The 24,161-nt window shown below is 71.7% G+C and carries 30 protein-coding genes; 16 read left to right on the forward strand and 14 right to left on the reverse strand.

Annotated elements, in window-relative coordinates; genetic code table 11:
• Positions 1-108 precede the first annotated feature (108 nt).
• Positions 109-1,224, reverse strand: a complete 1,116-nt coding sequence (locus BLQ62_RS05720) for an alcohol dehydrogenase catalytic domain-containing protein (RefSeq protein ID WP_068533072.1) — start codon at positions 1,222-1,224, stop codon at positions 109-111.
• Complete coding sequence (locus tag BLQ62_RS05725; RefSeq protein WP_068566753.1) at positions 1,224-2,246, reverse strand: ferredoxin--NADP reductase; 1,023 nt, start codon at positions 2,244-2,246, stop codon at positions 1,224-1,226. The genes BLQ62_RS05720 and BLQ62_RS05725 overlap by 1 nt, the downstream gene beginning before the upstream one ends.
• Positions 2,247-2,378: 132 nt before the next feature.
• Here BLQ62_RS05725 and BLQ62_RS05730 point away from each other — a divergent pair, with 132 nt between their 5' ends.
• Together BLQ62_RS05730 and BLQ62_RS05735 are read left to right on the forward strand one after the other, a co-directional pair.
• Positions 2,379-3,128, forward strand: a complete 750-nt coding sequence (locus BLQ62_RS05730; protein WP_231857651.1) for a M50 family metallopeptidase — start codon at positions 2,379-2,381, stop codon at positions 3,126-3,128.
• 88 nt (positions 3,129-3,216) lie between these two features.
• Positions 3,217-4,704 (forward strand): flavin-containing monooxygenase, encoded by a 1,488-nt coding sequence (locus BLQ62_RS05735; RefSeq protein ID WP_068566751.1) that lies wholly within the window; start codon positions 3,217-3,219, stop codon positions 4,702-4,704.
• Positions 4,705-4,728: 24 nt separating this feature from the next.
• Here BLQ62_RS05735 and BLQ62_RS05740 read toward each other — a convergent pair whose 3' ends face one another.
• The gene (locus tag BLQ62_RS05740; protein WP_068533066.1) at positions 4,729-5,178 is read right to left on the reverse strand and encodes a hypothetical protein; all 450 of its coding nucleotides are present in this window, start codon (positions 5,176-5,178) and stop codon (positions 4,729-4,731) included.
• Between the two features lie 60 nt (positions 5,179-5,238).
• Positions 5,239-5,859: an alpha/beta hydrolase family protein gene (locus BLQ62_RS05745; RefSeq protein ID WP_068566749.1), complete on the reverse strand. Its 621-nt coding sequence runs from the start codon at positions 5,857-5,859 to the stop codon at positions 5,239-5,241.
• A 33-nt stretch (positions 5,860-5,892) separates the two neighbouring features.
• On the opposite strand from BLQ62_RS05745, the gene BLQ62_RS05750 reads away from it, so the two are divergent.
• Positions 5,893-6,990 carry a CaiB/BaiF CoA transferase family protein gene (locus BLQ62_RS05750; protein ID WP_068566747.1) on the forward strand — a complete coding sequence of 366 codons (1,098 nt, stop codon included), beginning with the start codon at positions 5,893-5,895 and terminating at the stop codon, positions 6,988-6,990.
• An 87-nt stretch (positions 6,991-7,077) separates the two neighbouring features.
• On the opposite strand, the gene BLQ62_RS05755 is transcribed toward BLQ62_RS05750, so the two are convergent.
• Together BLQ62_RS05755 and BLQ62_RS05760 are read right to left on the reverse strand one after the other, a co-directional pair.
• Positions 7,078-7,785 (reverse strand): chymotrypsin family serine protease, encoded by a 708-nt coding sequence (locus BLQ62_RS05755; RefSeq protein ID WP_068533061.1) that lies wholly within the window; start codon positions 7,783-7,785, stop codon positions 7,078-7,080.
• Between the two features lie 120 nt (positions 7,786-7,905).
• The gene (locus BLQ62_RS05760) at positions 7,906-8,388 is read right to left on the reverse strand and encodes a hotdog fold domain-containing protein (RefSeq protein ID WP_068533059.1); all 483 of its coding nucleotides are present in this window, start codon (positions 8,386-8,388) and stop codon (positions 7,906-7,908) included.
• A gap of 102 nt (positions 8,389-8,490) precedes the next feature.
• Between BLQ62_RS05760 and BLQ62_RS05765 the strand changes: the two genes are divergently transcribed.
• On the forward strand, positions 8,491-9,252 hold the full coding sequence (locus BLQ62_RS05765) for an SLC41A family transporter (protein ID WP_068566745.1): 762 nt from the start codon (positions 8,491-8,493) through the stop codon (positions 9,250-9,252).
• A 12-nt stretch (positions 9,253-9,264) separates the two neighbouring features.
• Here the strand turns inward: BLQ62_RS05765 and BLQ62_RS05770 are convergent, their stop codons facing one another.
• A complete protein-coding gene (locus tag BLQ62_RS05770) occupies positions 9,265-10,275 on the reverse strand; it encodes an alpha/beta hydrolase family protein (protein ID WP_160126331.1) in 1,011 nt (336 codons plus the stop codon).
• Between the two features lie 360 nt (positions 10,276-10,635).
• Here BLQ62_RS05770 and rpsJ point away from each other — a divergent pair, with 360 nt between their 5' ends.
• Genes rpsJ through rpsQ form a run of 11 tightly spaced genes read left to right on the forward strand, consistent with a single transcriptional unit; the run spans position 10,636 to position 15,871 of the window.
• The gene (rpsJ, locus tag BLQ62_RS05775) at positions 10,636-10,941 is read left to right on the forward strand and encodes a 30S ribosomal protein S10 (protein WP_003938093.1); all 306 of its coding nucleotides are present in this window, start codon (positions 10,636-10,638) and stop codon (positions 10,939-10,941) included.
• A 19-nt stretch (positions 10,942-10,960) separates the two neighbouring features.
• A complete protein-coding gene (gene rplC, locus BLQ62_RS05780) occupies positions 10,961-11,626 on the forward strand; it encodes a 50S ribosomal protein L3 (protein WP_068533054.1) in 666 nt (221 codons plus the stop codon).
• On the forward strand, positions 11,623-12,276 hold the full coding sequence (gene rplD, locus BLQ62_RS05785; protein WP_068533052.1) for a 50S ribosomal protein L4: 654 nt from the start codon (positions 11,623-11,625) through the stop codon (positions 12,274-12,276). The genes rplC and rplD overlap by 4 nt, the downstream gene beginning before the upstream one ends.
• Entirely contained in the window at positions 12,276-12,587 is a 312-nt protein-coding gene (rplW, locus tag BLQ62_RS05790) for a 50S ribosomal protein L23 (protein WP_068522672.1), read from the forward strand. Before rplD ends, rplW begins: the two co-directional genes overlap by 1 nt.
• Entirely contained in the window at positions 12,588-13,424 is an 837-nt protein-coding gene (gene rplB, locus BLQ62_RS05795; protein ID WP_068533050.1) for a 50S ribosomal protein L2, read from the forward strand.
• A gap of 14 nt (positions 13,425-13,438) precedes the next feature.
• Positions 13,439-13,720 carry a 30S ribosomal protein S19 gene (rpsS, locus tag BLQ62_RS05800; protein ID WP_068566741.1) on the forward strand — a complete coding sequence of 94 codons (282 nt, stop codon included), beginning with the start codon at positions 13,439-13,441 and terminating at the stop codon, positions 13,718-13,720.
• Positions 13,720-14,127, forward strand: coding sequence for a 50S ribosomal protein L22 (rplV, locus tag BLQ62_RS05805; protein WP_068533048.1), 408 nt, complete (start codon positions 13,720-13,722; stop codon positions 14,125-14,127). Before rpsS ends, rplV begins: the two co-directional genes overlap by 1 nt.
• Before the next feature lie 2 nt (positions 14,128-14,129).
• On the forward strand, positions 14,130-14,939 hold the full coding sequence (gene rpsC, locus BLQ62_RS05810) for a 30S ribosomal protein S3 (protein ID WP_068533046.1): 810 nt from the start codon (positions 14,130-14,132) through the stop codon (positions 14,937-14,939).
• Between the two features lie 4 nt (positions 14,940-14,943).
• Positions 14,944-15,360, forward strand: coding sequence for a 50S ribosomal protein L16 (rplP, locus tag BLQ62_RS05815; protein WP_013128011.1), 417 nt, complete (start codon positions 14,944-14,946; stop codon positions 15,358-15,360).
• Complete coding sequence (rpmC, locus tag BLQ62_RS05820; RefSeq protein WP_013128010.1) at positions 15,360-15,590, forward strand: 50S ribosomal protein L29; 231 nt, start codon at positions 15,360-15,362, stop codon at positions 15,588-15,590. Before rplP ends, rpmC begins: the two co-directional genes overlap by 1 nt.
• Complete coding sequence (rpsQ, locus tag BLQ62_RS05825) at positions 15,587-15,871, forward strand: 30S ribosomal protein S17 (protein ID WP_068533044.1); 285 nt, start codon at positions 15,587-15,589, stop codon at positions 15,869-15,871. Before rpmC ends, rpsQ begins: the two co-directional genes overlap by 4 nt.
• A 65-nt stretch (positions 15,872-15,936) precedes the next feature.
• Here the strand turns inward: rpsQ and BLQ62_RS05830 are convergent, their stop codons facing one another.
• The 5 genes from BLQ62_RS05830 to BLQ62_RS05845 form a co-directional block, all read right to left on the reverse strand.
• Positions 15,937-16,377: a hypothetical protein gene (locus BLQ62_RS05830; protein ID WP_068566739.1), complete on the reverse strand. Its 441-nt coding sequence runs from the start codon at positions 16,375-16,377 to the stop codon at positions 15,937-15,939.
• Positions 16,362-16,517, reverse strand: a complete 156-nt coding sequence (locus tag BLQ62_RS23735) for a hypothetical protein (RefSeq protein WP_156483195.1) — start codon at positions 16,515-16,517, stop codon at positions 16,362-16,364. Before BLQ62_RS23735 ends, BLQ62_RS05830 begins: the two co-directional genes overlap by 16 nt.
• A 130-nt stretch (positions 16,518-16,647) precedes the next feature.
• Positions 16,648-17,172: a hypothetical protein gene (locus tag BLQ62_RS05835; RefSeq protein ID WP_068566737.1), complete on the reverse strand. Its 525-nt coding sequence runs from the start codon at positions 17,170-17,172 to the stop codon at positions 16,648-16,650.
• A 100-nt stretch (positions 17,173-17,272) separates the two neighbouring features.
• Positions 17,273-17,809, reverse strand: coding sequence for a hypothetical protein (locus BLQ62_RS05840; RefSeq protein ID WP_068566735.1), 537 nt, complete (start codon positions 17,807-17,809; stop codon positions 17,273-17,275).
• Between the two features lie 20 nt (positions 17,810-17,829).
• Entirely contained in the window at positions 17,830-18,429 is a 600-nt protein-coding gene (locus tag BLQ62_RS05845) for a hypothetical protein (protein ID WP_068566733.1), read from the reverse strand.
• Positions 18,430-18,763: 334 nt separating this feature from the next.
• Between BLQ62_RS05845 and BLQ62_RS05850 the strand changes: the two genes are divergently transcribed.
• Positions 18,764-20,152: a DEAD/DEAH box helicase gene (locus BLQ62_RS05850; protein ID WP_170842938.1), complete on the forward strand. Its 1,389-nt coding sequence runs from the start codon at positions 18,764-18,766 to the stop codon at positions 20,150-20,152.
• Positions 20,153-20,215: 63 nt separating this feature from the next.
• On the opposite strand, the gene BLQ62_RS05855 is transcribed toward BLQ62_RS05850, so the two are convergent.
• Together BLQ62_RS05855 and BLQ62_RS23740 are read right to left on the reverse strand one after the other, a co-directional pair.
• Positions 20,216-23,512, reverse strand: coding sequence for a helicase HerA domain-containing protein (locus BLQ62_RS05855; protein ID WP_068566729.1), 3,297 nt, complete (start codon positions 23,510-23,512; stop codon positions 20,216-20,218).
• Entirely contained in the window at positions 23,509-24,156 is a 648-nt protein-coding gene (locus BLQ62_RS23740) for a hypothetical protein (RefSeq protein WP_068533029.1), read from the reverse strand. The genes BLQ62_RS05855 and BLQ62_RS23740 overlap by 4 nt, the downstream gene beginning before the upstream one ends.
• Positions 24,157-24,161 lie beyond the last annotated feature (5 nt).

A 24,161-nucleotide genomic window follows, 5' to 3' on the forward strand; every position in this document is an offset into this window, starting at 1 on the left:
GCCGGCCACGATCCGGGGCGTCACCCGCGCTGCGACGGTGCCCCCCGCAGTTCCCGTTCCGGCGTTCTCACCGGATGCCGGCTAAGGGCTTTGCGACTGTTCCAGGATTCAGAACCGGATCACTTGGCGGACGGCGGTGCCGTCGGCCAGGGCGTCCATGCCCTCGTTGATCTGCTCCAGCGTGATGACGCCGGAGATCAGCTTCTCCACCGGGAGCCTTCCCGCGCGCCACATCTCGACGTAGCGCGGGATGTCGCGCTGCGGCACGGCGGAGCCCAGGTAGCTGCCGATGATCGTGCGGGCCTCGGCGGTGAGCACCAGCGGGCTGATCTCCGACCGCGCAGCGGGATTGGGGAGTCCGACGGTCACCGTCCGCCCGCCGACGGCGGTCGCCGCGACCGCGGACTCGAACGCGCGGGGATGCCCCGCTGCCTCGATCACGACCGGGGCGCGCACGCCCTCGGCCGCCAGTTCCTCAGGGGTGTAGGCGACGTCCGCGCCGAGCGCGCGCACCTGCTCCAGCTTCGCGGGCTGGGCGTCGACGCCGATCACGCGGCCGACGGCACCGTCGGCCTGCAGGGACAGGGCGGTGAGGACGGCGGCCATGCCGACCCCGCCCAGGCCGATGACGATCACGTCGTCGCCGCCCGACGGTGCGCCGGCGTTGAGCACCGCGCCGCCGCCGGTGAGCACCGCGCAGCCGAGGACGGCCGCGATCTCCGGCGGCACATCGGAATCCACGCGGGTCACCGATCGGGCGTCGACCACGGTGTGCGTCGCGAAGCCGGAGACGCCGAGGTGGTGATGCACCTCCGCGCCCTCGCGGGAGAGGCGGCGGCCGCCGCCCAGCAGCTCGCCGGCGTTGTTGGCGACGCTGCCCGGCGTGCACGGAAGCTGGCCGTCCGTACGACAATTGGCGCACTCGCCGCAGCGGGGGAGGAAGGCCATCACGACGCGATCGCCGACCGCGACTCCGGCGACGCCCTCGCCCAGCGCCTCGACGATGCCCGCGGCCTCGTGGCCCAGCAGCATCGGCACCGGGCGGACGCGGTTGCCGTCCACCACCGACAGGTCCGAATGGCACAGGCCCGCGGCCTCGATGCGGACCAGCAGCTCGCCGGGGCCGGGCGGCGCCAGCTCGAGCTCGCCCACCGAGATCGGGGACGACTGCGCGTACGGACGCGCGCGCCCGATCTCCTCCAGCACCGCTCCGCGGATCCGCATCAGTACTCGACCTCCAACTCCGGCGACGTCGGCTTCGCCTGGCACCCCAGAATGTAGCCGTCCTCGGCGTCGTCCGGGTCGAGTCCGTCGGTCACCGCCATCTCGACGGTGCCCTTCGTCAGCTTGCACAGGCAGGTGGCGCATTCGCCGGACTGGCAGGAGTACGGCACGTCGTGGCCGTTGTTGATCAGGACGTCGACGAGCGACTCGCCCTCCGGCCACGACACGGTGAAGCTCGCGCCCAGGTTGTGGACGGTGACCTCCGGCGAGTCCGCCGTGACCTCGACCTCGTGCGGCACGATGTCGGCGAAGGCGTCGCCGGTGAGCGAGGCGTAGATCTCCTGGTGCACCAGCTCGCGCGGGGTGCCGATGACCTTCGCGGCCTCCTTGCAGGCGGCCATGAACTCGTCGCGGCCGCACAGGTACGTCGCGCGCGAGTGGTACGGCGTGAGCAGCGCGGCCAGCATGTCGGCGTCGGGGCTGCCGCGCTCGGACTCCATCCACCAGATCACCGTGAGCCGCTCGTGCTCGGCCTCCAGCCGCGCGATCTCCGCGCGGAAGATGGTGTTCTCGGGGTCGGCGTTGGCGTAGAGCAGCGTGACCGGCTGCGTCCCGGCCTTCAGCGCGGCGGCCAGGATCGACATGATCGGGGTGATGCCGCTGCCCGCGGCCAGCAGTAGGAGCGGCACGTCCAGGCTCTCGGGCACGAACACGCCCGACGGTGGCAGCACCTCCAGCTCGCTGCCCACGGTGATGTTGTCGCAGAGCCAGTTCGAGGCGTACCCGTCGACGGTCCGCTTGACCGTCACGCCGGGCTTCGCGGCGTCGAACGGGGAGGTGTAGAGGGAGTAGGAGCGGGCGACCGATCCGGTCCGCTCCGACGGCACCCGGACCGTGACGAACTGGCCCGGCCGGTAGTCCCATTCCGCGTCGAAGACGAAGGACTTCGCGAGCGCCGTCTCGTCGATCACCTCGGTGACGGTGACGATCTGACTGCGGCTCGAATGGGGGGTGAGGCTCATGCGTCCAGGTTATCGGCCCGACGTGTGTGCGATCGTCTCCGCCCAGCGGGCACGATGGCACACAGGACCGAGCGCGGGCCACGGCGTGCGGCGCTCAGCACGCGCACAGCGGCCGTGACTACCGTGCATCCGGTGGATCACACGCTGCCCGACGTCCTCGCCCTCGCCTGGGAACGGGTCGTCTCCGACGTGGCCGACCGCCAGCCCGCCCCCGAGCCCGCGGTCCTGGTGGGCACGGCCGTCGCCGCGCTGATCCTGGTCCTGTGGCGGCCCGCGTGGCGCCGGGCCAGGCACGTCGTGACGATCGCCCACGAGGGCGGCCACGCCGTGGTCGCGATGCTGTGCGGCCGCCGATTGAGCGGGGTGCGGCTGCACTCCGACTCGTCGGGCCTGACCGTGACCCGCGGCCGCGCGAGCGGGCCCGGGGCGATCGCGACGTTCGCGGCGGGGTATCCGGCGCCGACGCTGGTCGGCCTGGTGGCCGCCGTCCTCCTCTCCCGCGGCTACGCACTGGCCGCCCTCTGGGCCGCCGTTCTCGTCCTGGCGCTGCTGCTCGTGCAGATCCGCAACTTCTTCGGCCTGTACGTCGTGCTCCTCGCGGCGGCGGTCGTGGTGGGCGTGTCGTGGTGGGCCGCCCCGGAGGTCAAGGTCGCGCTCGCCCACCTGGGGACCTGGTTCCTGCTGCTCGCGGCGCCGCGCGCCGTCGTCGAACTGCAGCGCGTGCGGCGTCGCGGGCGGGGCCACGAGAGCGACGCCGACCAGCTCGCCCGCCTGACGCGGATCCCCGGCGGTCTGTGGGTGGCGGTGTTCGCGACGGTGACCGTCGGGGGAGCGGTGCTGGGCGTCCTGCTGCTGGCGGCGGGGGCCGGATCTCCGCCCTGAGGACGATGCGACGGCCGCCGACCCGGTCCTACACTGGTGTAGATTTCGGGGCGGGAACTGACGTCCCGTTCACCGAAAGGGAGTGGCCATGGCTCACGACGTGATCATCGTCGGCGCGGGGTTCGGCGGCATGGGCGCCGCGATCGAACTGCTCGGCCGTGGCCGCAGCGACATCGTCATCCTCGAGCGCGAGGACGACCTGGGCGGGACGTGGCACGTCAACCACTACCCGGGCCTCGCGGTGGACATCGCCTCGGTCACCTACTCGTACTCCTTCGAGCCGAACCCGAACTGGTCGCGCCTCTACGCGCCGGGCTCCGAGCTCAAGGCCTACGCGAGTCACGTCGCCGACAAGTACGGACTGCGGCCGCTGATGCGCTTCGGCGTCGACGTCACGGGCGCCGTCTGGGACCCGCAGGCCGCCGAGTGGGAGGTCACCGTCGTGCGCGAGGGCGGCCTCGAGCAGAAGCTGCGCACCCGCTACCTGATCACCGCCACCGGCTTCCTCAGCCAGCCCAAGCTCCCCGACATCGAGGGCATCGACGACTTCGCCGGCACCGTCATCCACAGCGCGCAGTGGGACGACGACGCCGACCTCACCGGCCGGCGGATCGGCGTCATCGGCACCGGCGCGACCGGCGTGCAGCTCGTGCCGGAGCTGGCGAAGCTCGCCGGGCACCTCACCGTCTTCCAGCGCACCCCGATCTGGGTGGTGCCCAAGGTCGACTTCCCGGTCCCGGGGCCGGTGAAGACGCTGTTCGGTCGCCTGCCCGTGACGCAACGCGCTGCGCGGCTGGCGAATTCGACGGCGCTGGAGGTGCTCAGCACCGTCGGCGTGCTCAACTACAAGTACGGCCACCGGTTCAACGATCTGGCCGCCGTTCTCGCGAAGGCGCACCTGCGCGCGCAGGTGCGCGACCCGCGGACCCGCGCGGCGCTCACCCCGTCGTACTCCTTCGGCTGCAAGCGGCCCACCTTCTCCAACACCTACTTCCCGACCTTCGGGCGGGAGAACGTGACCCTGGAGGCCTCGTCGATCGCGCGGGTGCTGCCGCACGGCATCGAGATGGCCGACGGCACCGTGCACGAGCTCGACGCCCTCGTGCTCGCCACCGGATTCTCGCTGTGGGAGAAGAACTTCCCGGCGATCGAGGTGATCGGCCGCGACGGCCGCGATCTCGGCGAGTTCTGGCGCGAGGGCCGGTTCCAGGCGTACGAGGGCATGGCCGTGCCGAAGTTCCCCAACTTCTTCAGCCTGCACAGCCCCTACAGCTACACCGGGCTGAGCTACTTCTGGACCATCGAGGCGCAGATGGTGCACCTGCGGCGCGTCTTCGACGAGATCGACCGCACCGGGGCGCGCACCGTCGAGGTGACCGAGCAGGCGAACGCGCGGTTCCTGGAGCAGATGAGCCACCGCCTGGAACGCTCGGTGTTCCAACTCGGTTCGTGCGAGGGCAGCCGCAGCTACTACTTCGACCCCCACGGCGAGGCGACGCTCCTGCGGCCCAGCTCCGTGCTCGGCGCCCGCCGCGACGCCCGCACCTTCCCGATCGACGACTACGCGTTCGCGTAACCGCCGATCGGGTGGGGGCGAGGGCTATTTCACCTCGAAGACGCCGGTGCAGGACGACGGCGTGCCGCCCGGCACCCGCGGCGTGACGGTGCCGGTGAACTCGATGACGCCCGCGCCGGTGCGCAGGCCCGGGAACCACATGCCCGCGTGATCGGGGCCGAGGAGCGAACTGCCGATCTCGTGGTCCGTCGCGCCGGTGGTGCGGTTCTTCCAATCGATGCGCAGGTCGGTGGGGGTGGGGGCCGTGAACGTGGGGTCCCAGCGGCCGACGGTGACGTCGATCTGCCCGGGGACCGGGTGCAGGTAGCCGTCCTCACCGAGGCTGTGTCCCACGGAGAGGTCGGCGCCGCCGTCCTGCGCGGAGCAGATCGGCAGTTGCGCGCCCGGCGCCGCACCGGCGGCCGCGGGGAGGGCGAGTCCGCCGGCGAGAGCTGCACCGGCGGCGAGGGCGAGGGCGGAGCGGGTGTGAATCATGCGATCTCCTTTGCTCGAATCATTGCCTTCGCTCAGAGATCGTCGGGGTGTTTGCGAGCGTTACGCGTCGAGGAGTGCGAGCACCGCGTCGGCGGCCTTCGCGGGCGCGCCGGACTTCGCGGGCGCCAGGTCGTGCGCGGCCGCGACCTCGACGATCGTCGTCGGGCCGGCGATGAGCGCCGCGGCGTCCGCCAGCTCCTCCGGCGAGGCGAAGGGATCGCGCCTGCCGTGCACCAGCACCGTCGGGATCGTGATGTCCGGCAGGTGCGCCGTGCGCGCCTTCTCCGGCCGCCCCGGCGGGTGCAGGGGGTAGGAGAGGAGCAGCAGCCCGTCGGGCCCGGGCAGGTTCGCGGAGGCGCCCTCCGCGACGGCCATCGACGCCATGCGCCCGCCGTAGCTGTGCCCGCCCCACAGGATCGGCCCCTCGAGCTCGAGCACCCGCGCCGTCTCGGCGAAGGCGGCCCGGTCGGCCGCCTGCCCCGACGGTGACGGCGGCCCCTTCGGCCGCTGCCGCCGGAACGGCAGGTCGATGCGGACCGTGCACACCCCGCGCCGCGCCAGCTCCTCGCCGAGCAGCCGCAGCATGGCCTGATCGCGGTTGCCGCCGGCGCCGTGCGCCAGGACCAGGGTCGCGCGGGCGTCCTCGGAGCCTTCGGGGTCGTGAATCGAGAGCCAGGTCACCCTCCCAGCCTACGGGCAAGTTAACGTGCATTCATGACTGATTCGAAGCAGGGTCCCCTCGCGGGACTGAAGGTGGTCGAGTTCGCCGGTCTCGGCCCCGCCCCGCACGCCGCGATGCTCCTCGCCGACCAGGGCGCCGACGTCGTCTCGGTGCAGCGCCCCGGGGTCGGCGTGGCCGGCCTGACGGGTAAGCCGTCGGGCGTCAAGCGCGGCCGCACCATCGTCGAGGCCGACCTGAAGAACCCCGACGACATCGCGACCATCCTCGAGCTGATCGACCGCGCCGACGTGATCGTCGAGGGCTTCCGCCCCGGCGTCATGGAGCGCCTCGGCCTCGGGCCGGACGTCGTGCTCGAGCGCAACCCGCGCATCGTCTTCGCCCGGATGACCGGCTGGGGCCAGGACGGCCCGTTCGCGCAGCGCGCCGGTCACGACATGAACTACATCTCGCTCACCGGCCTGCTGCACGCCATCGGCCGCCGGGGCGAGCGCCCGGTGCCGCCGCTCAACCTCGTCGGCGACTTCGCGGGCGGCTCGATGTTCCTCGTCTTCGGCGTGCTCGCGGCGCTCTACGAGCGCAACACGTCGGGCAAGGGGCAGGTCATCGACGTGGCGATGGTCGACGGTGCCTCCCTCATCGGGCAGATGCAGTGGGACTTCCGGGGCCAGGGCATCTGGAGCGACGAGCGCGGCGTGAACACCCTCGACGGCGGTGCGCCCTTCTACGACACCTACGAGACCTCCGACGGCAAGTACGTCTCCGTCGGCGCGATCGAGCCGCAGTTCTTCGCGGAGCTGCTGGCCAAGCTCGAGCTCAAGCAGGAGGATCTGCCCTTCCAGCTCGACCAGGCGCGCTGGCCCGAGCTGCGCGCCGCGCTCGAGGCGGCGATCAAGACGAAGACGCGCGACGAGTGGGCGGAGATCTTCTTCGACTCGGACGCCTGCGTCGCGCCGATCCTCACCTTCGAGGAGGCCTCGCAGCACCCGCACATGGCGGCGCGCGGCAACCTGCAGGAGATCGGGGGAGCGATGGCGCCGATGCCCGCGCCGCGCTTCTCGCGCACCCCCGCCGGGGTGCCGGACGCGCCGAACCCGGAGGCCGTCGACCCGTCGACGCTCTGGCGGGACTGAGAACTCGGAGAATCGGCCGATTTCGCGGTGGCGCCGGATATCCACGGCGCCGACCGGAAATCGGCCGATTCTCCTCAGAAGGGGCGTCTACCCGACGACGAGTGAGGTGCCGGTCGCGCGCAGTGCCGAGCCCAGGTCGTAGAACAGCGAGCCGCTGCGGGTGAGCGGGCCGTCGAACGTGGCGGCGCGGCTGGCGATCCCGAGGGCGGCGTTGTCCGAGGTGCGGATCAGCGGCCCGCCGCTGTCGCCCACCTGGACGGGGATCGTGGTGGCGATGTAGCCGCCGTCCACGCTGACCACCGAACCGCAGCGCCAGCCCGACGAGACGCCCTGGCTGCAGACCGGATCGCCCGGCCGGGCCGTGCCCACCGAGGTCGGCCGGACACGGCCGCCCGGGGTGGCCTTCGCGAGCTTCGGATCGAGGGTGAACACGCCCCAGTCGGGGGCGTCGGGCACCTCGAACATGTCGGACTTGGTCAGTCGCGGCGAGGACGAGCCGGCGTTCACTCCGACGATCCGACCGTCGACGACGACCTGCTGGCCCTGCGCACCGCAGTGGCCGGCGTACAGGCCCACGCGGGTGCCGTCGGGGCGCTGGCCGACGAAGCCGACGGTGCAGCCGCGGCCGTCGGCGACGTTCCCGACGAGCTTGGTGACGGTGAGCACCGAACTGCCGGGGACCACGGAGGCCACCGGCTCCGCCTGTGCGGCGGCGGGGACGAGCGCGGCGACGCCGCCGAGGACGGCCACGGATGCCGCGAGGGTCCTCGGGTACGACGTGATGGTGCGGCGCATGATCCTCCTCGGGTCGGCGCAAGACTGTGCGACGGTAGCGTGCCACACGCCACACCGCCTGTAAACCGAGTGATCGATGATGCGCAGATTAACTCATGTGACTCGAGTTGTGTGATGGACTCACTTCGAGGGCTTGGGTGTGACCCAGGTCGTGATCTTCGCGTGCACCACCTCGGTGCCCTTCTTGTCGCGGATCGCGATGTCGACCGGCACCTCGCGCCCCGTGGTGATCGCGTCCCAGTCGACGTCCTCGGCCAGCGTGGCCGTCGCGACGAGCGAGGACTCGGCCTTGGCGAGGTAGTCGACGGTCATGGACTTGGGCAGCCAGCGGTGGGTGCCCGGCGTGGACGCCTCCATCACCATGCCCATGCCCACCTCGGCGAGGTTGCAGGCGGCGATGGCGTGGAACGTGCCGATGTGGTTCTGCACGAACCACCACTTCGGCCCGTGGACGACGGCGCGGCCGTACTCGATCTCGGAGATGTAGGGGGTCACGGAGGCGAAGTAGGGCGCCTTGAGGGAGGCGGCGGCGGAGAAGGCCAGCTTGCCGAGCGGCTTGTCGCTGAGTGTGCGCCACATCTTGAACGTGGAGGTGTCGGTCATGGACGTATCTTACCGCAGAGTAAGTTAGGGCGCCCGCCGCAGTGCGGTATCGCCGTGGTGGCGCGTACGCTGATCGGCACACTCGAGTGAATGGGGAGATTGATGACCGAAAGTGACGGCCGGAACGACCAGAATCCGACCGAGCAGGCCGGGCCGAGTCAGGACCCGTACGCCCAGAGCCCCTACGGACAGAGCCCGTACGGACAGAACCCGTCGGGTCAGGATCCGTACACGCAGAGCCCGTACGCCCAGAACGCCGATCCGTTCAGCAAGGAGCAGCCGGCCCCGGGCTACCCGCAGCAGTCTGCCCCTCCCGCCTACGGGCAGCAGGCCTACGGACAGGAGGTCTCCGGGCAGCAGGCCTGCGGACAGCCGGCCTCCGGGCAGCAGGCCTTCGGGCAGCCGGTCCACGACCAGTCCGCCTTCGGTCAGCCCGGTCAGCCGTACCCGGGCTACCCCCAGCCCGGCTACCCCCAGCCCGGCTACTCCCAGCCCGGCTACGGCGGGGCGCCGACCTCGCGGCCCGGCACGATCATCGGGGCGGCCGTGGTGCTGATCGTGGTCGGCCTGATCTGCGCGCTGGTCGGTGCGCTCACGCTGCTCGGTTCGGGGGAGGCGCTCGAGGGCGAGGACGCCGCGTTCGCGGCCGGCTTCCTCGGCGCGGCGATCCTCGGCCTCGTCGGATCGCTCGGCGGCATCGCCACGGGCATCGGCCTGCTGCTCAAGCGTTCGCGGATCATCGCGATCCTCGCCACCGTCGCCTCCGTGCTGATGGCGTTCACCTGCATCGGCCTCATCGCCACCGTCGCGGTGCCGATCCTGCTCTGGGCGCCGGAGTCCTCGCGCCGCTGGTTCACCGCCTGACCGGACGGCCCGTCACCGCGGCGGGGCCGCCGCGAGCGCGGCGAAACCGTCGCGGGCCAGCCGGACGATGCTCTCGCGCACCGTCGGCCAGTACCGCGAGCGCACGCTGACCGGCGTGCCGTGTCCGGCACCGTCGAGCTCGACGAGCAGCGACGGTGCCCCGAGAGCGCGCGCCGCCGCCACGAAGTCCACGGATTCGCTCGCGGGGACCACCGTGTCCTTGGAGCCGTGGATCGCCACCGACGGCATGAGCGGATCGATCCGCTGGATGGGGTTCGCCAGCGCGTAGCGCTCGGGCACCTGGTCGGGCATCCCGCCCAGCGCCTTGCGCACGTGGTCGTTCAGGCGCGACGAGGTGCGCATGTCCAGCACGCCCGCCATAGCCACGAAGGCGCGGGGAACCACGGTCGGGCCGCCGCCGGCCGGCCAGGTGACCCCGGGCGCCCCGGCCGGCAGGGTGCGCCGCGAGGCCGCCCACGCGGCGAGCTGGCCGCCCGCGCTGTGCCCGACCAGGATCACGTTCGTCGGGTCCAGGGCGGGCGCGTTCTGTGCGAGCGCCGGCACGAAGTCGACGGCGTACCCGACGTCGGTGAACGTCGTCGACCAACCGCCGCCCGAGCCCACGCGGCGGTACTCGACGTTCCACACCGCCAGGCCCTCGGCCTGCAGCGCCCGCGCGACCTCGGCCGTGTACCCGGCGCTCGAGCGGTTCTTCCAGCCGCCGCCGTGGATGAGCACCACCACGGGGACACTGCGCGGCGCGTGCGCGCCGCGCGGCAGGTAGAGGTTGCCGTAGTTCTGCCGGGGATCGGCGTTCGGCGCGGGGTAGCGGTAGCGGACCGCGTCGTCGCGCACCGCCGCTGCCGGTCGCGGGACGATCGGCTCCAGTGAGGGTGACGCGCTGACGGAGGTCGACGGTCCGCCGGGGCCGCCCGGGTCGACGGCGCAGCCGACGAGTCCGGCGCCCAAGGACCCCACCAGGATCAGCGCGCCCAGCTTCGGCGCGACGCGCTGCTCGGTCATGACCACATTCTTCCAGAGCGGCCGTTCGGGCGGCTGTGACGCGAATCGCACGCAGCGGATCGACCGGTTCGATTTGAAGAACGGGCCGGAGCAGTGCATACTGGTCGGGTTGCCTTGTCGGGCGGCGCGGTCCCCTGTGGATCGTCCCACCGGCTTCGGTATCGCCCGGCACCCCTTGCGGGAGCCACCGGAACACACGGCGGAGTATGAGCGCCAGCGCGACACGCCCGACCGCGTGGACCGGAGCAATTTGACACATGAACAGCGTCGATCGACTTTTCAGCGGGATACGTTCCCGCAGGTTTTTCAGCTGTCCGTGTGTCTGGCAATACGTGAACACTTGACGGAAGAGGACACAGCGTGGCGGGACAGAAGATCCGCATCAGGCTCAAGGCCTATGACCATGAGGCGATCGACGCGTCTGCTCGGAAGATCGTCGAGACCGTGACCCGCACCGGCGCCCGCGTGGTCGGTCCCGTGCCGCTGCCGACGGAGAAGAACGTGTACTGCGTCATCCGTTCGCCGCACAAGTACAAGGACTCGCGCGAGCACTTCGAGATGCGTACGCACAAGCGGCTGATCGACATCCTGGACCCGACGCCGAAGACGGTCGACGCGCTCATGCGCATCGACCTGCCGGCCAGCGTCGACGTGAACATCCAGTAAGCGGCTGCGGAGAATCGATATGACTGAGAACAAGATCAAGGGAATCCTGGGCACCAAGCTCGGCATGACCCAGGTCTTCGACGAGAACAACCGGGTCGTCCCGGTCACCGTCGTCAAGGCCGGGCCGAACGTGGTCACCCAGATCCGTACCCAGGCCGCTGACGGCTACGACGCCGTGCAGCTCGCCTTCGGCGCCATCGACCCGCGCAAGGTGAACAAGCCCGTCTCGGGCCAGTTCGCCAAGGCCGGCGTCACGCCGCGTCGCCACATCGCCGAGCTGCGGCTCGCCGATGCCGACGCCGCCGCCGACTACGAGGTCGGCCAGGAGCTGGGTGCCGACGTCTTCGAGGCCGGAAACTTCGTCGACGTCACCGGCATCAGCAAGGGCAAGGGCTACGCCGGCGTCATGAAGCGCCACGGCTTCGCCGGTCTCGGCGCCAGCCACGGCGCGCAGGCCGTGCACCGTGCCCCCGGTTCCATCGGTGGCTGCGCCACCCCCGGCCGCGTCTTCAAGGGCGTGCGCATGGCCGGCCGCATGGGCTCCGACAAGGTGACCACGCAGAACCTGTCCGTGTTCAAGGTGGACGCCGACGCCGGCGTCCTGCTGATCAAGGGCGCCATCCCCGGTCGCAAGGGCGGCCTCGTGATGGTCCGTACCGCTGTGAAGGGTGGTGCTCGCGCATGAGCAAGCTGACTCTTGATGTCAAGACCGCCGACGGCAAGACCGACGGCACCGTCGATCTCCCCGCCGAGATCTTCGACGTCGAGCCCAACATCGCGCTGATGCACCAGGTGGTCGTCGCGCAGCTCGCCGCTGCGCGCGCCGGCACCCACGCCACCAAGACCCGCGGCGAGGTCCGCGGCGGTGGCCGTAAGCCGTACCGCCAGAAGGGCACCGGCCGCGCCCGTCAGGGCTCGACCCGCGCGCCGCAGTTCGCCGGCGGTGGCACCGTCCACGGCCCGCAGCCGCGCGACTACAGCCAGCGCACCCCGAAGAAGATGAAGGCCGCCGCCCTGCGCGGTGCCCTCACCGACCGGGTTCGCGAGGACCGTATCCACGTCGTCACCGAGCTGGTGGCCGGCCAGGAGGCGTCGACCAAGACCGCCCGCCTGTTCCTGGCCGCGCTGTCGGAGCGCAAGAAGTTCCTCGTGGTCGTCGGCCGCGAGGACCTGACCGCGCAGCGCAGCGTCCAGAACCTGCCGAACGCGAAGTGGATCTACGCCGACCAGCTCAACACCTACGACGTCCTGGACGCCGATGACCTGGTGTTCAGCCGCGAGGCTCTGGGTTCGTTCATCGCGAGCGCCACGAAGACCGAGGAGGCGAACGCCTGATGGCTACCGCAACCATCCCCGCCGACCCGCGGGACATCCTGCTCGCGCCGGTGATCTCCGAGAAGGCCTACGGCCTCATCGAGGAGAACACGTACACCTTCGTGGTGCACCCGGACGCGAACAAGACGCAGATCAAGATCGCCGTGGAGAAGGTCTTCGGCGTCAAGGTCGACAGCGTCAACACCTTGAACCGCCAGGGCAAGCGCAAGCGCACCCGTGCCGGTTACGGTCAGCGCAAGAGCACCAAGCGCGCCATCGTGACCCTGAGCGCCGACAGCAAGCCCATCGACATCTTCGGAGGCGCGAGCTAAATGGCTATCCGTAAGCACAAGCCGACCACTCCGGGTCGTCGTGGTTCGTCGGGCTCGACCTTCGACGAGATCACGCGTTCGACCCCGGAGAAGTCGCTGGTCCGCCCGCTGCACGGCCGTGGTGGCCGCAACGCGCACGGCCGCATCACCACCCGGCACAAGGGTGGCGGCCACAAGCGCGCCTACCGCGTCATCGACTTCCGTCGCCATGACAAGGACGGCGTCAACGCCAAGGTCGCGCACATCGAGTACGACCCCAACCGCACCTCGCGGATCGCGCTGCTGCACTACCTCGACGGCGAGAAGCGCTACATCCTCGCGCCGAAGGGCCTGGGACAGGGCGACGTCGTCGAGTCGGGCCCCAACGCCGACATCAAGCCGGGCAACGCCCTGCCGCTGCGCAACATCCCCGCCGGCACCGTGATCCACGCCGTCGAGCTGCGCCCCGGTGGCGGTGCCAAGATGGCCCGCTCGGCCGGTGCCAGCATCCAGCTGCTGGGCAAGGAGGGCGCGTACGCGACCCTGCGCATGCCCTCCGGTGAGATCCGTCGCGTCGACGTGCGCTGCCGCGCCACCGTCGGCGAGGTCGGCAACGCCGAGCAGAGCAACATCAACTGGGGCAAGGCCGGCCGTATGCGGTGGAAGGGCAAGCGCCCGACCGTCCGTGGTGTCGTCATGAACCCGGTCGATCACCCGCACGGCGGTGGTGAGGGTAAGACCTCCGGTGGCCGCCACCCGGTGAGCCCGTGGGGCAAGCCCGAGGGCCGCACCCGCAAGAACAAGGCGAGCGACAAGCTGATCGTGCGTCGCCGCAAGTCCGGTAAGAACAAGCGCTAGGAGGGAGTTAGAGAATGCCACGCAGCCTCAAGAAGGGCCCGTTCGTCGACGACCACCTCCTCGCGAAGGTCGACGTCCAGAACGAGAAGGGCACCAAGCAGGTCATCAAGACCTGGTCGCGTCGCTCCACCATCATCCCCGACTTCATCGGTCACACCTTCGCCGTCCACGACGGTCGCAAGCAGGTGCCGGTGTTCGTCTCGGAGAACATGGTGGGCCACAAGCTGGGCGAGTTCGCCCCGACGCGGACGTTCAAGGGCCACATCAAGGACGACCGGAAGGGTAAGCGCCGCTAATGAGCAACGAAGCAGCCACCACCGCCAATCCGACCGCCTCGGCGACCGCGCGTTTCGTGCGCGTCACGCCGATGAAGGCCCGTCGCGTGATCGACCTGGTCCGCGGCAAGGACGCCGAGCAGGCGCTGGCGATCCTGCGGTTCGCGCCGCAGGCCGCGAGCGAGCCCGTCGCCAAGGTCCTCGCCTCGGCGATCGCCAACGCGCAGAACAACCTGGGTCTCGACCCGCGCACCCTGGTCGTCTCGGAGGCGTACGCCAACGAGGGCCCGACCATGAAGCGCATCCAGCCGCGGGCCCAGGGCCGTGCGTACCGGATCCGCAAGCGCACCAGCCACATCACCATCGTGGTGGAGTCGCTGGAGTCGAAGAAGCCCGCCGCCAGCCGCAACAGCCGGAAGGGAGCGTAAGCATGGGTCAGAAGATCAATCCCCACGGCTTCCGCCTCGGCATCACCACGGACTGGAAGTCCCGCTGGTACGCCGATAAGCAGTACTCGGAGTACGTCAAGGAAGACGTCGCGATCCGTAAGCGTCTGACCGACAGCCTCGAGCGCGCCGGCATCAGCAAGATCGAGATCGAGCGCACCCGGGACCGCGTGCGGGTGGACATCCACACCGCGCGTCCGGGCATCGTCATCGGCCGCCGCGGCGCCGAGGCCGATCGCATCCGCTCGGAGCTGGAGAAGCTCACCAAGAAGCAGGTGCAGCTCAACATCCTCGAGGTGAAGAACTCCGAGGCCGACGCCCAGCTCGTCGCGCAGGGCATCGCGGAGCAGCTGAGCAACCGCGTGGCGTTCCGCCGCGCGATGCGCAAGGCGATCCAGTCGGCGATGCGTCAGCCGAACGTCAAGGGCATCCGGGTCCAGTGCTCGGGTCGCCTGGGCGGCGCGGAGATGAGCCGCAGCGAGTTCTACCGCGAGGGCCGCGTGCCCCTGCACACGCTGCGCGCCGACATCGACTACGGCCTGCACGAGGCGAAGACCACCTTCGGGCGGATCGGCGTCAAGGTGTGGATCTACAAGGGCGACGTCGTGGGCGGCCGGCGCGAGCTGGCGGCACCGTCGAACGACGACCGTCGCGGCCCGCGTCGTGAGCGCCCCCAGCGCCCGCGTCGCAGCGGCGCTTCGGGCACGACCGCCACCAGCACCGAGGCCGGTCGCGCCGCAACGGAGGAGACTCCGGTGGCGGCGGCTCCGGCTGCAACGAACCAGGAGGGCTGACGCCATGTTGATCCCCCGTCGGGTGAAGCACCGTAAGCAGCACCACCCCAAGCGCTCCGGCGCCGCCAAGGGTGGCACCACCGTGGCCTTCGGTGACTACGGCATCCAGGCTCTCGAGCCCGCCTACATCACCAACCGCCAGATCGAGTCCGCTCGTATCGCCATCAACCGCCACATCAAGCGTGGCGGCAAGGTCTGGATCAACATCTTCCCGGACCGCCCGCTCACCAAGAAGCCGGCCGAGACCCGCATGGGTTCCGGTAAGGGCTCGCCCGAGTGGTGGGTGGCGAACGTCAAGCCCGGTCGCGTGATGTTCGAGATGACCTACCCCAACGAGCAGATCGCTCGCGAGGCCCTGCGCCGCGCGCAGCACAAGCTCCCCTGCAAGACCCGCATCGTGACCCGAGAGGAGCAGTTCTGATGTCGAACACCGTCGCCGCTGATCTCCGCGGTCTCACCGCGGACGAGCTGGTGGAGAAGCTGCGCGAGGCCAAGGAGGAGCTGTTCAACCTGCGCTTCCAGATGGCCACCGGACAGATGAGCAACAACCGTCGCCTGCGTACCGTGCGTACCGACATCGCCCGGATCTACACGATCCTGCGCGAGCGGGAGCTCGGCCTGGCCTCGGGTCCGGAGGGTGACGCCGCATGAGCGAGAATGGAAGCAACGTGACCACTGAGGCTCGGAACAGCCGCAAGGTGCGTATCGGGTACGTCGTGTCCGACAAGATGGAGAAGACCATCGTCGTCGAGCTCGAGGACCGCGTGAAGCACTCCCTGTACGGCAAGATCATCCGCACCACCTCCAAGGTGAAGGCGCATGACGAGGAAGGCGTCGCCGGTGTCGGCGACCGCGTCCGGATCATGGAGACCCGTCCGCTGAGCGCCAGCAAGCACTGGCGTCTGGTGGAGGTGCTGGAGAAGGCCAAGTAAAGGCCCCTCCCACCGAGAGACACGCGAACACCCCGGAACCTCGTACGAGGATCCGGGGTGTTCTGCTATTCGTCCTCGATCCGGTTGCAGAGCGTGACGATCTTCGCGTTCATGTGGTCGGTGACGGCCTTGTAGGCCTCGTTGGTGCCGCCCCACATGTTCGGCGGACCGGCGGCGGCCGCCTGCGCCGCCTGGACGGTGCTCCGGTAGACGGTGATCAACCGGCGGTATTCGGTGAGCACCTCCACGAGCTCCGGGATCGGGGCCGCGATCGTGAGCACGGCGGGCAGCGCCGCCATCTCGGTATCGATCGCCGCGTACTCCGCGGCGAGCTTCGGCGCCATCCCCGCCCAGAACGCCGCGACGCTCGGAGAGTCCTTGAGCACCTTGGTCGCGCCGGTCCCAGCGTCGTGCGTCGCGACCCGCGGCGTGTACCCGGCGACCCATCGGTGGCACGCGTCCAGGCCGGCCCGCTGGACGGCCTTCTTCTTCAGGTGCGCCGCCACCGCGTCGGGATCGGCGGTGGCGGTGCCCGCGACGGTGCGCGCGGCACCGTCGACCGAGGGGAGGGGCCGTCGGACGAACAGCCCGTGAGGGCGCCGAGCAGGATCCCCATCGCGGCCGCGCCGCGCATTCGTACCGTCATGATCCGCCCCCCGGCAGCCGAAAGACGCGCCCCCCGGCGCGCGCTCCCACCGTAGCCGGGCGCTACGGGTGCGTCCGGGTTTTGCGGGGAGAGCGGTGCCGGGGGGCGGGCTCAGGCGTGGGGTGCGGCGTCAGAGCGTGCGGCAGATCGCGTGCAGCGCGTTGCTGGCGTCGGTGACGCGGTCGTAGGCGGGGTTGCTCCGCGTCCACGTCGCGCGCTCGGTGCCGCGGGCGGCGCGGTCGGCGTTCAGCGCGCGGCTGTACTCGGTGAGCCGCGCCTGGTAGGCGCGCAGGGCGTTGGCGAGCCGCGGGTGCGAGGCGGCACGGTTGATGGTGCCCGGCAGGGTGCGCAGCTCGGTGGCGATCGCGTTCTGCTCGGCGTCGATGACGGGGCCGATGCCGGCCCAGTTCCACTGCGGGTTCTTGGTGAACTCGACGGTGGCGCGGGTCGCCTTCAGCCGCGGGGCGCGGTTGGCGTACCACTGGTCGTAGGCCGCCCGCGCGGCGCTGGTCGACGGTGCGCTCGGGGCGGCGGCGCCCGGTGCGCCGGGCGCGGGTGTCGGGGCGGCGGTGGCGACCGCTGCGAGGGGAGTGGCGACGGCGGCGGCCAGCAGCCCCGCGGAGACGGTGCGGGCGACCCACAGGCGAACGGTCATGACGGTTACCTCTCGATGTCAAATAGTGAACATGGAGAAGGTTAGCCCACGCCTTAACTTCGGCGTATGGAAATATTCGTGATATCGAACACCTGCGTCGTCAGCGCGACGGGCAGACCGCCTCGATCCTCTCGAGCGTGTCGACCATGGCGGACGAGGCCGGATTGCGCTTGGGCCAGGTCTGATCCCCGGAACCGCGCGCCTGCGCGTCCGCGCGCAGCGCCACGCCGTACGCGTCCAGCTTGGTCTTGTACTGACTGAACAGGGTCTTCAGCGATTCCTGCAGGTTCGGAGTGGCGACGATCCCCGGCAACTTGCCCGATTCCGTCTCGATCGCGGCCAACTCCGCGTTGACGAGGCCGGCGATGCCGTCCCACTGCCAGTTCGGGTCCTTCGTGAAGGCGGTGGTGGCCCGCGTGGCGACGAGGCGGGTGTCCACGTTGGTCTCCCAGGCGGCGCACGCCGAGACGCGGGCTGACTCCGCCGCGGCGGCGCGCGAGGCCGCGATGGTGCTCTGGTACGCCGCGACCGCCGACGGATCGGCCGAACCGGTGCCGGCGACGGTGCAGCCCGTGACGAGCACGGCCCCGGCCAGCGCGGCCGTCGCGGTTGCGATGGACCTGGTGCGTGTGGACATGGTTCCTCCCCGGTGGCCGGTCATTTCGTGGTGCAGAGCCCCTTGACGTTCTCCCCGACCCGCTCCAGCGCGTCCAGCGCGGGGTTCGTGCGAGCCCAGCTGTCCTCCGCTCGCGCGGCCTGGTCGGCGCGCATCGCCGCGCCGTAGGCGTCGAGCTTGGCCTTGTAGTCGGTGAGCACGGTCGAGACCGTCGCCGGCAGATCGCGCGTCGCGATCAGCGCGGGCAGTGCGGTGGACTCCGTCGCGACCGCCGCCAGCTCGGCCGCGATCGTCGGTGCGATGGAGTCCCAGGTCCACGCGGGATTCTTCGTGGCCGCGACCGTCGTGGAGGTGACCGCGTCCCGCTTGGCGAAGCCCGCCTGCCACGACGCGCACACCGACGTCTTGGCCGCCGCCGCGGACGCCGCCCTCGACGAGGCGAGCGTCGACTGGTACGCCGCCACATCGCTCTGCTGCGCCGAGCCCGACCCGGCGACCGGCGTACACGCCGCCGCCGCGACGAGCGCCGCACCGGCGACGACCAGCGCGGCGCCGCGCTGTGCCGCCGATCCGTTCCCCATCCCCATATCGCCCCCTCCGGCGCGCGGAACGCGCGCCTCGATGAGTGCATTGTCGCGCATGACGCGGTCGTTCGTCGCGCAGGGGCGAAGATCGCGCGGCCCTGTGAGCGCGGGCACCTCCGCCTCGGACGTGCGCTGTGGTGCGAACAGGTTTGCTATGCTTGTCATCGTGCGGGACGGTGACGTCCCACATGCGTCGTAGGGCCCCGGGCCCTGTCTCGCCCTAGCGGCTCGAGACCTCCTCCCGGTTCTTCTCTTGCGGCGAACGGACGCGGCCACCGCCGCCTTCGCCACCCACCAGTGTTAGGTGAGACCACCCGTGTCTACAGCTGTGCCCACGAAATCCTTCTCCGACCTCGGCGTTCCCGCCCCCGTCGTCGACGCCCTCGTCGCGATGGACCGGCCCACCCCGTTCCCGATCCAGGCCGACACCCTGCCTGACACCCTTTCCGGCCGCGACGTGCTCGGCCGGGGCAAGACCGGCTCGGGCAAGACCCTGGCCTTCGCCATCCCGCTCGTCGTCGCCGTCGACGAGGCGCGCGGCTCCCGTCGCCGCCCGGGCCGCCCCGTCGGCCTGGTGCTCGCGCCGACCCGCGAGCTGGCCACGCAGATCACGGCCACCGTCGAGCCGCTGGCGAAGTCCCTCGGGCTCAACGTCACCACGATCTTCGGCGGCGTCAAGCAGTCCCGCCAGGAGCAGGCGCTCGCGCAGGGCGTCGACATCGTCGTGGCCTGCCCCGGCCGCCTCGAGGACCTCATGCGGCAGCGCATCGTCGATCTCTCCGACGTGGCCGTCTCCGTCCTCGACGAGGCCGATCACATGGCCGACCTCGGGTTCCTGCCCGTGGTCACCCGCATCCTCGCGGCCACCCCGGCCGATGGGCAGCGCATGCTCTTCTCCGCCACGCTGGACAACGGCGTCGACAAGCTCGTGCGCAAGTTCCTCCACGACCCGGTCTCGCACTCGGTCGACCCCGAGACCTCGCCCGTCGCCGACATGACCCACCACGTCTTCGAGGTGAGCGGCAAGGACGACAAGACGGCCCTCGTGCGCGCCCTCGCCTCGGGCACCGGCCGCCGGATCCTGTTCACCCGCACCAAGCACCAGGCCAAGAAGCTGGCCAAGCAGCTCACCGAGCAGGGCATCCCCGCGCGCGACCTGCACGGCAACCTCAGCCAGCCGCAGCGCGACCGCAATCTGGAGGCCTTCAGCGCCGGTACCGCCCGTGTGCTGGTCGCCACCGACATCGCCGCCCGCGGCGTGCACGTCGACGACGTGGAGCTCGTCGTGCACGTGGACCCGCCCGCCGAGCACAAGGCCTACCTGCACCGCAGCGGCCGCACCGCGCGCGCCGGCAGCGCGGGCACCGTCGTCACCGTGATGACGCCCGAGCAGCGCAAGGACACCCAGGTCCTGCTCAAGAAGGCCGCGATCGCCGCGCGCCCCGTCGCCGTCACCGCCGCCTCGCCGGTCGTCGTCGACCTGGTCGGCGATGTCGCGCCCTACGTCAAGCCCGAGCCCGTCGCGCCGCCGCAGCAGCCGCGCCGCGCCGGTGGCGGGCACGCCCCGGGCCGGGGTCGCGCCGGGCGCGGCAAGGGCACCGGGCAGCGGTCCGACGGTGCCGGCCAGGGCGGCCAGCAGCGTCGCCAGGGGCAGAGCGGCCAGCAGCGGCCCCGCGCCGGAGCCGGGCAGCGCCAGGCGCCTTCCGGCGGGCGGGTTCAGGGCCAGGGGCAGGGCCGCGCGCAGCAGCCCCGTCGCCGCGCCACCCGCCCTGCGGGCTGAGCGAGCGATCACGCGACCGCCGCATCCTCGACCGAGGGTGCGGCGGTCGTCGTCTGCGGGCGGTCAGCCGCGGGCGATCCGCAGCACCTCGTCCTCGGTGGGCGGGCTCGCGGCGTGGTGGCTCAGGCACATCGGGGAGTGCAGGCGCACCGTCTCGGCGCCGGCCCCCAGGTAGAAGTCGCCCGCGCCGAGGCCGCCGATCCCCTCGAGCCGGCCGCCGCGCGCCGCGGCCAGATCCTTCGCCGCCTGGATCTGCACCGGCGCGTTGAGCTTGCCGTAGAAGTGTGTCGCACTGTTGCCGACGACCTTGTCGTGCAGGCCCTTCGGCGCCTGCGTCGCGAACACCAGCCCCAGCCCGTACTTGCGGGCCTGCGAGGCCAGCAGCAGCGTCGACTCGGTGGACGGCTTGATCGCCCCCGACGGCGCGATCTGCTGCGCCTCGTCCATCACCAGGAGCCAGCCCAGCGGCGTCTCGCCCGCGGGGTGGCGCCGGATCCAGGCGAACAGCGCCAGCTGCAGCTGCGCGACGAAGGTCTGCCGCTGCGTCTCGTCGGGCAGGCCGATGAGGCTGATCACCGAGACCCGCGCCCGCTTGCCCGGCGCCGGGGTCAGCAGGGTCGCCGGGTCCACGGCCTCGCCGCGGCCGCCGAGCAGCGGATTGTTGATGAGCGCGGCCTGCAGGTTCGCGGCCAGCTCGGGCGCCAGCTTGTCGGCGCTGCCGAGGCTGCTGCGGCTCGAGTCCCAGTCGGCGAGATACTCGGCGAAGCCGCGGATGTCGGCGCGGCCGACCTGCCGGCCGTAGGCGTCGAGGGCCTCGCGCAGGATCGCCCGCTGCTGCTCGCGTTTGGCGCCGCCGATCCCGACGTGCTGCTCGAGCGAGCTCGCCGACGCCTCGACCGCCATCGCGAAGCCCTCGCGGGCCTCCTGCGCCTCGGTATCGCCCGGGCCGTCGCCCCCTCCGATCCCCTCGCGTAGCGCCGCGAAGTCCGGGATCGGTTGCAGCACGAGCGGTCTCGCGGACTGACGGTTCGGCGTCCACACCACCACGTCGGTCTCGTCGAGGTAGCGCTGGGCGCGTTCGGCGTCGCCCTCCCACCAGCCCGACGGCGGCTGCGGCCACGCCTCGCCGTGGCGGGAGAGGTCGTTGTTGGGATCCAGCACGATCGCCGAGATCCCGCGCAGCGCGCACTCCTCGATGAGTCGGCGGAGCAGCACCGTCTTGCCCGAGCCGGAGCCGGCGAAGACCGCGGTGTGCTTGCGCAGCTCGGCCGGGTCCAGCGCGACGCGCTCGTGGTCCGGGCCCAGGCCGACCACGATGCCCTCCGGGCCCTGGGGGCTCGACGGTGCCGGCGGAACCGCGGGGGCGGGCTCCGGCTTCGGGGCGGGCGGGCCGCCGAACATGACGTCGGCGACGGAGCTCGACAGCCCGCCGACGCGTCCCACGGCGTCGCCGGGGATCATGCCCCGGCCGCGCCGCGAGGCGGGCGCGGGCCGGTCCGTGGGCGCCCTGCGCTCGAGGCCGGCGAACATCCGCAGCCCGTGCGCGGGCCGGCGGGCGGCGAGCCACTCGTCCAGGCCCTCCGGCGAGTTCGCGATGATCCGGCCGAGCGCGTCCAGCGTCGCGAGATCGGCCTCGTCGAGGGGGAGCAGCTCGGCGCCGCGCTCGATCGCATCGGCGATCACCGACGACGCCTTCGGGCTGGTGGGCCAGGGCGTGGAACGCAGCAGGAAGAGCTTGCGCCGGTCCATGCCCGCGGCGACGCCCGCCGCGGTGGCGGCGCTCTGCACCCGGTTGGTGGTGGCGACGGCGTTGGCCGCGGGGATCGCGCGGAAGGCCCAGTGCTGCTCGTCCTCGACGCGGCCGGGCAGGCGCCGCCGCAGCCGTCCGTCGAGGTGCTTGTTGCCGCGCTCGATCTGGAAGCCCTCGCCGCCGTCCTCGCGGGTCCAGGCGCGCAGGCCCGCCTCGATCAGGCCGCTCATGCGCTTGTCGGCGACGGTCTGGTCGGTCGCCACGTCGCCCACGCGCGCGCGGATCCGCAGCGCGTCGAACTGCTCGTCGATGCGGGCCAGCGCCGCCTCCGGCGTGGTGTCGGGTAGTGCCGGCTGCACCGGCGCGGGGGTCGCGGCGGGGTTCGCCGCGGGCGGCGCGACGACGCGCGGCGCGTCCCCGTCGGAGGCGCCGAAGGACGCGAGTTCGAAGTCGGTGCGGGCGCTCACGCACGCCCGGATGTGCGCGTCGACCTTGGTGAGCAGGTCGCGCGGGGTGTGGTGCACCGCCGAGGCGAAGGCCTCGGGCGCCACCGGCCACGTCGGGTGCGGCGGCGTGAACTCCTTGGCGCGGTACGCGGCGGTGAGCCGGCGCTCGACGATGGCGCGCGCGATGGCGCCGTCGGGCAGCGACTTGAGCGGGCCGACGACGCGGAACCGGGCGGCGACGGAGGCGGTGGCCCGGCCGGCGAGCGTCTCCCAGGCCGTGGGCAGCATGCAGGCGACGGTGACCGTCCGGTACAGGCCCTGCCGCAGCGACATCAGGCCGTGGCCGACCTGCTCGATGACCTCGCTCTCGGCCGTGTCCGGCGCGGCGAGCGTGGCCGCGGACTGCGCGAGCAGCGTGTCGATCTGGTCGACGGCGAAGACCGTCGCGGCGGTCTCGGCCATGAACGCCGAGATCGCACGGACCGTCTCCACCGCGGGGAAGCCGTGCGCCGGCAGGCCCCAGTGCAGGCGCTCGGCGGCCGTCTCCTCGACTTCGATGTCCTCGAGGAAGGCGGAGCCGAGGTCGGCGAGGCGGCTGTCGGGGGAGCCGAGCAGCACCAGTGCGCGCAGCACCCCGTGGTACTGCCGCACCTGCGGGCGGCGGTTGCTCATCGCGGTGACCAGCGCGTCCAGGCCCTCCGGCGTGGGCACGGCGTCGCCGGAGAACTCCCGGCGGTGGGCCCGCGAGAGCCCCGCCTCGTCGGAGAGCAGCCACAGCAGTTGCGCGAGCTGGGTCTCGTGATCACGCGCGGGGCGCAGCAGGGAGCTGCGCAGCGAGGTCAGGGCGGCGCGCCAGAAGTCGGAGGCGTCGAGTAGTTCCAGCAGCACGAAGTAATGGCCCGCGGCCTGCACCTCGGAGCGGAAGCGGGTGAGCAGGTGGGTCTTGCCGGTGCCCGCGTTGCCGGTGATGACGAGGCCCGTGGGAGAGGCGCCGGTGGACGCGACCGCGTCGCCGAGGGCGTCCTCGAGGTCCTCCCAGACGTCGGTGTGCAGGCCGTCGACGTGGGTGTCCTCCGTCGCCGCGTCCCAGACCTCCTCGTAGGTCGGTGCCCAGCTCAGGCGGACGGAGCGCAGCGCGGTGCGCTGCAGATCGGAGAGCGTCATCGGGTGATCCTGATCGCGTGCAGGGGACGGCCGCCGAGCTGCAGCGCGGCCGCGTGGTCGTCCGGGGTGAGGGCCTTGAGATTGTCCTCGGCGACGATGTGCACGCCGGGCTCGGGATAGAGGGCGCGCAGGGCGTCGTCGAGCTCCGCGCGGGGCAGGTCGGGCAGGGCGGCGCGCAGGTCGCGCAGGGCGACCCAGGCGCCCGGCGCGGCGATCCGGCCGTAGGCCTCGCGGACCCGCGCCGACGGCGGACCGTCGGGCACGGGGGCCGGGGCGCCGGGGGTCGACGGTGCCGGCGTGACCACCTCCCCGAGCGCGAGCGACTCGCGGCGCAGGTACCGGCCGATCCCCGCGGCGAAGGTGAACAGCGCGCGCAGCTGCGGGGTGGCGCGCGGAGGGGGAGAGGATTCGAGCAGCTCGGCGGCGGCCGCCCAGCCCTTGTCGGTGAGGGAGAGGAGCAGGGTGCGGCGCGCGCCGGTCTCGACCTCGAGCAGGCCCCGTTCGACGAGCCTGCGGCGCGACGGCGCCTCCAGCGCGGGGCCGAGCAGTTTCAGGTCGGGATTGCGCACCGGTTCCACGGCGGACGCGAGCACCAGTAGGACAGTCGATTCCGTGCCGGTGAGACCGTCGATCGACGCGCTCATCACTC

This window comes from Tsukamurella pulmonis, from assembly GCF_900103175.1.
Lineage (GTDB): Bacteria > Actinomycetota > Actinomycetes > Mycobacteriales > Mycobacteriaceae > Tsukamurella > Tsukamurella pulmonis.

Coding starts and splice junctions, on each gene's coding strand:
- BLQ62_RS05720 (WP_068533072.1), bottom strand. CDS start 1,224: ATGCGGATCCGCGGAGCGGTGCTGGAGGAGATCGGGCGCGCGCGTCCG.
- BLQ62_RS05725 (WP_068566753.1), bottom strand. CDS start 2,246: ATGAGCCTCACCCCCCATTCGAGCCGCAGTCAGATCGTCACCGTCACC.
- BLQ62_RS05735 (WP_068566751.1), top strand. CDS start 3,217: ATGGCTCACGACGTGATCATCGTCGGCGCGGGGTTCGGCGGCATGGGC.
- BLQ62_RS05740 (WP_068533066.1), bottom strand. CDS start 5,178: ATGATTCACACCCGCTCCGCCCTCGCCCTCGCCGCCGGTGCAGCTCTC.
- BLQ62_RS05750 (WP_068566747.1), top strand. CDS start 5,893: ATGACTGATTCGAAGCAGGGTCCCCTCGCGGGACTGAAGGTGGTCGAG.
- BLQ62_RS05755 (WP_068533061.1), bottom strand. CDS start 7,785: ATGCGCCGCACCATCACGTCGTACCCGAGGACCCTCGCGGCATCCGTG.
- BLQ62_RS05760 (WP_068533059.1), bottom strand. CDS start 8,388: ATGACCGACACCTCCACGTTCAAGATGTGGCGCACACTCAGCGACAAG.
- BLQ62_RS05765 (WP_068566745.1), top strand. CDS start 8,491: ATGACCGAAAGTGACGGCCGGAACGACCAGAATCCGACCGAGCAGGCC.
- BLQ62_RS05770 (WP_160126331.1), bottom strand. CDS start 10,275: ATGACCGAGCAGCGCGTCGCGCCGAAGCTGGGCGCGCTGATCCTGGTG.
- rplC (WP_068533054.1), top strand. CDS start 10,961: ATGACTGAGAACAAGATCAAGGGAATCCTGGGCACCAAGCTCGGCATG.
- rplD (WP_068533052.1), top strand. CDS start 11,623: ATGAGCAAGCTGACTCTTGATGTCAAGACCGCCGACGGCAAGACCGAC.
- rplW (WP_068522672.1), top strand. CDS start 12,276: ATGGCTACCGCAACCATCCCCGCCGACCCGCGGGACATCCTGCTCGCG.
- rplB (WP_068533050.1), top strand. CDS start 12,588: ATGGCTATCCGTAAGCACAAGCCGACCACTCCGGGTCGTCGTGGTTCG.
- rpsS (WP_068566741.1), top strand. CDS start 13,439: ATGCCACGCAGCCTCAAGAAGGGCCCGTTCGTCGACGACCACCTCCTC.
- rplV (WP_068533048.1), top strand. CDS start 13,720: ATGAGCAACGAAGCAGCCACCACCGCCAATCCGACCGCCTCGGCGACC.
- rpsC (WP_068533046.1), top strand. CDS start 14,130: ATGGGTCAGAAGATCAATCCCCACGGCTTCCGCCTCGGCATCACCACG.
- rplP (WP_013128011.1), top strand. CDS start 14,944: ATGTTGATCCCCCGTCGGGTGAAGCACCGTAAGCAGCACCACCCCAAG.
- rpmC (WP_013128010.1), top strand. CDS start 15,360: ATGTCGAACACCGTCGCCGCTGATCTCCGCGGTCTCACCGCGGACGAG.
- rpsQ (WP_068533044.1), top strand. CDS start 15,587: ATGAGCGAGAATGGAAGCAACGTGACCACTGAGGCTCGGAACAGCCGC.
- BLQ62_RS23735 (WP_156483195.1), bottom strand. CDS start 16,517: ATGACGGTACGAATGCGCGGCGCGGCCGCGATGGGGATCCTGCTCGGC.
- BLQ62_RS05835 (WP_068566737.1), bottom strand. CDS start 17,172: ATGACCGTTCGCCTGTGGGTCGCCCGCACCGTCTCCGCGGGGCTGCTG.
- BLQ62_RS05840 (WP_068566735.1), bottom strand. CDS start 17,809: ATGTCCACACGCACCAGGTCCATCGCAACCGCGACGGCCGCGCTGGCC.
- BLQ62_RS05845 (WP_068566733.1), bottom strand. CDS start 18,429: ATGCGCGACAATGCACTCATCGAGGCGCGCGTTCCGCGCGCCGGAGGG.
- BLQ62_RS05850 (WP_170842938.1), top strand. CDS start 18,764: ATGGACCGGCCCACCCCGTTCCCGATCCAGGCCGACACCCTGCCTGAC.
- BLQ62_RS05855 (WP_068566729.1), bottom strand. CDS start 23,512: ATGACGCTCTCCGATCTGCAGCGCACCGCGCTGCGCTCCGTCCGCCTG.
- BLQ62_RS23740 (WP_068533029.1), bottom strand. CDS start 24,156: ATGAGCGCGTCGATCGACGGTCTCACCGGCACGGAATCGACTGTCCTA.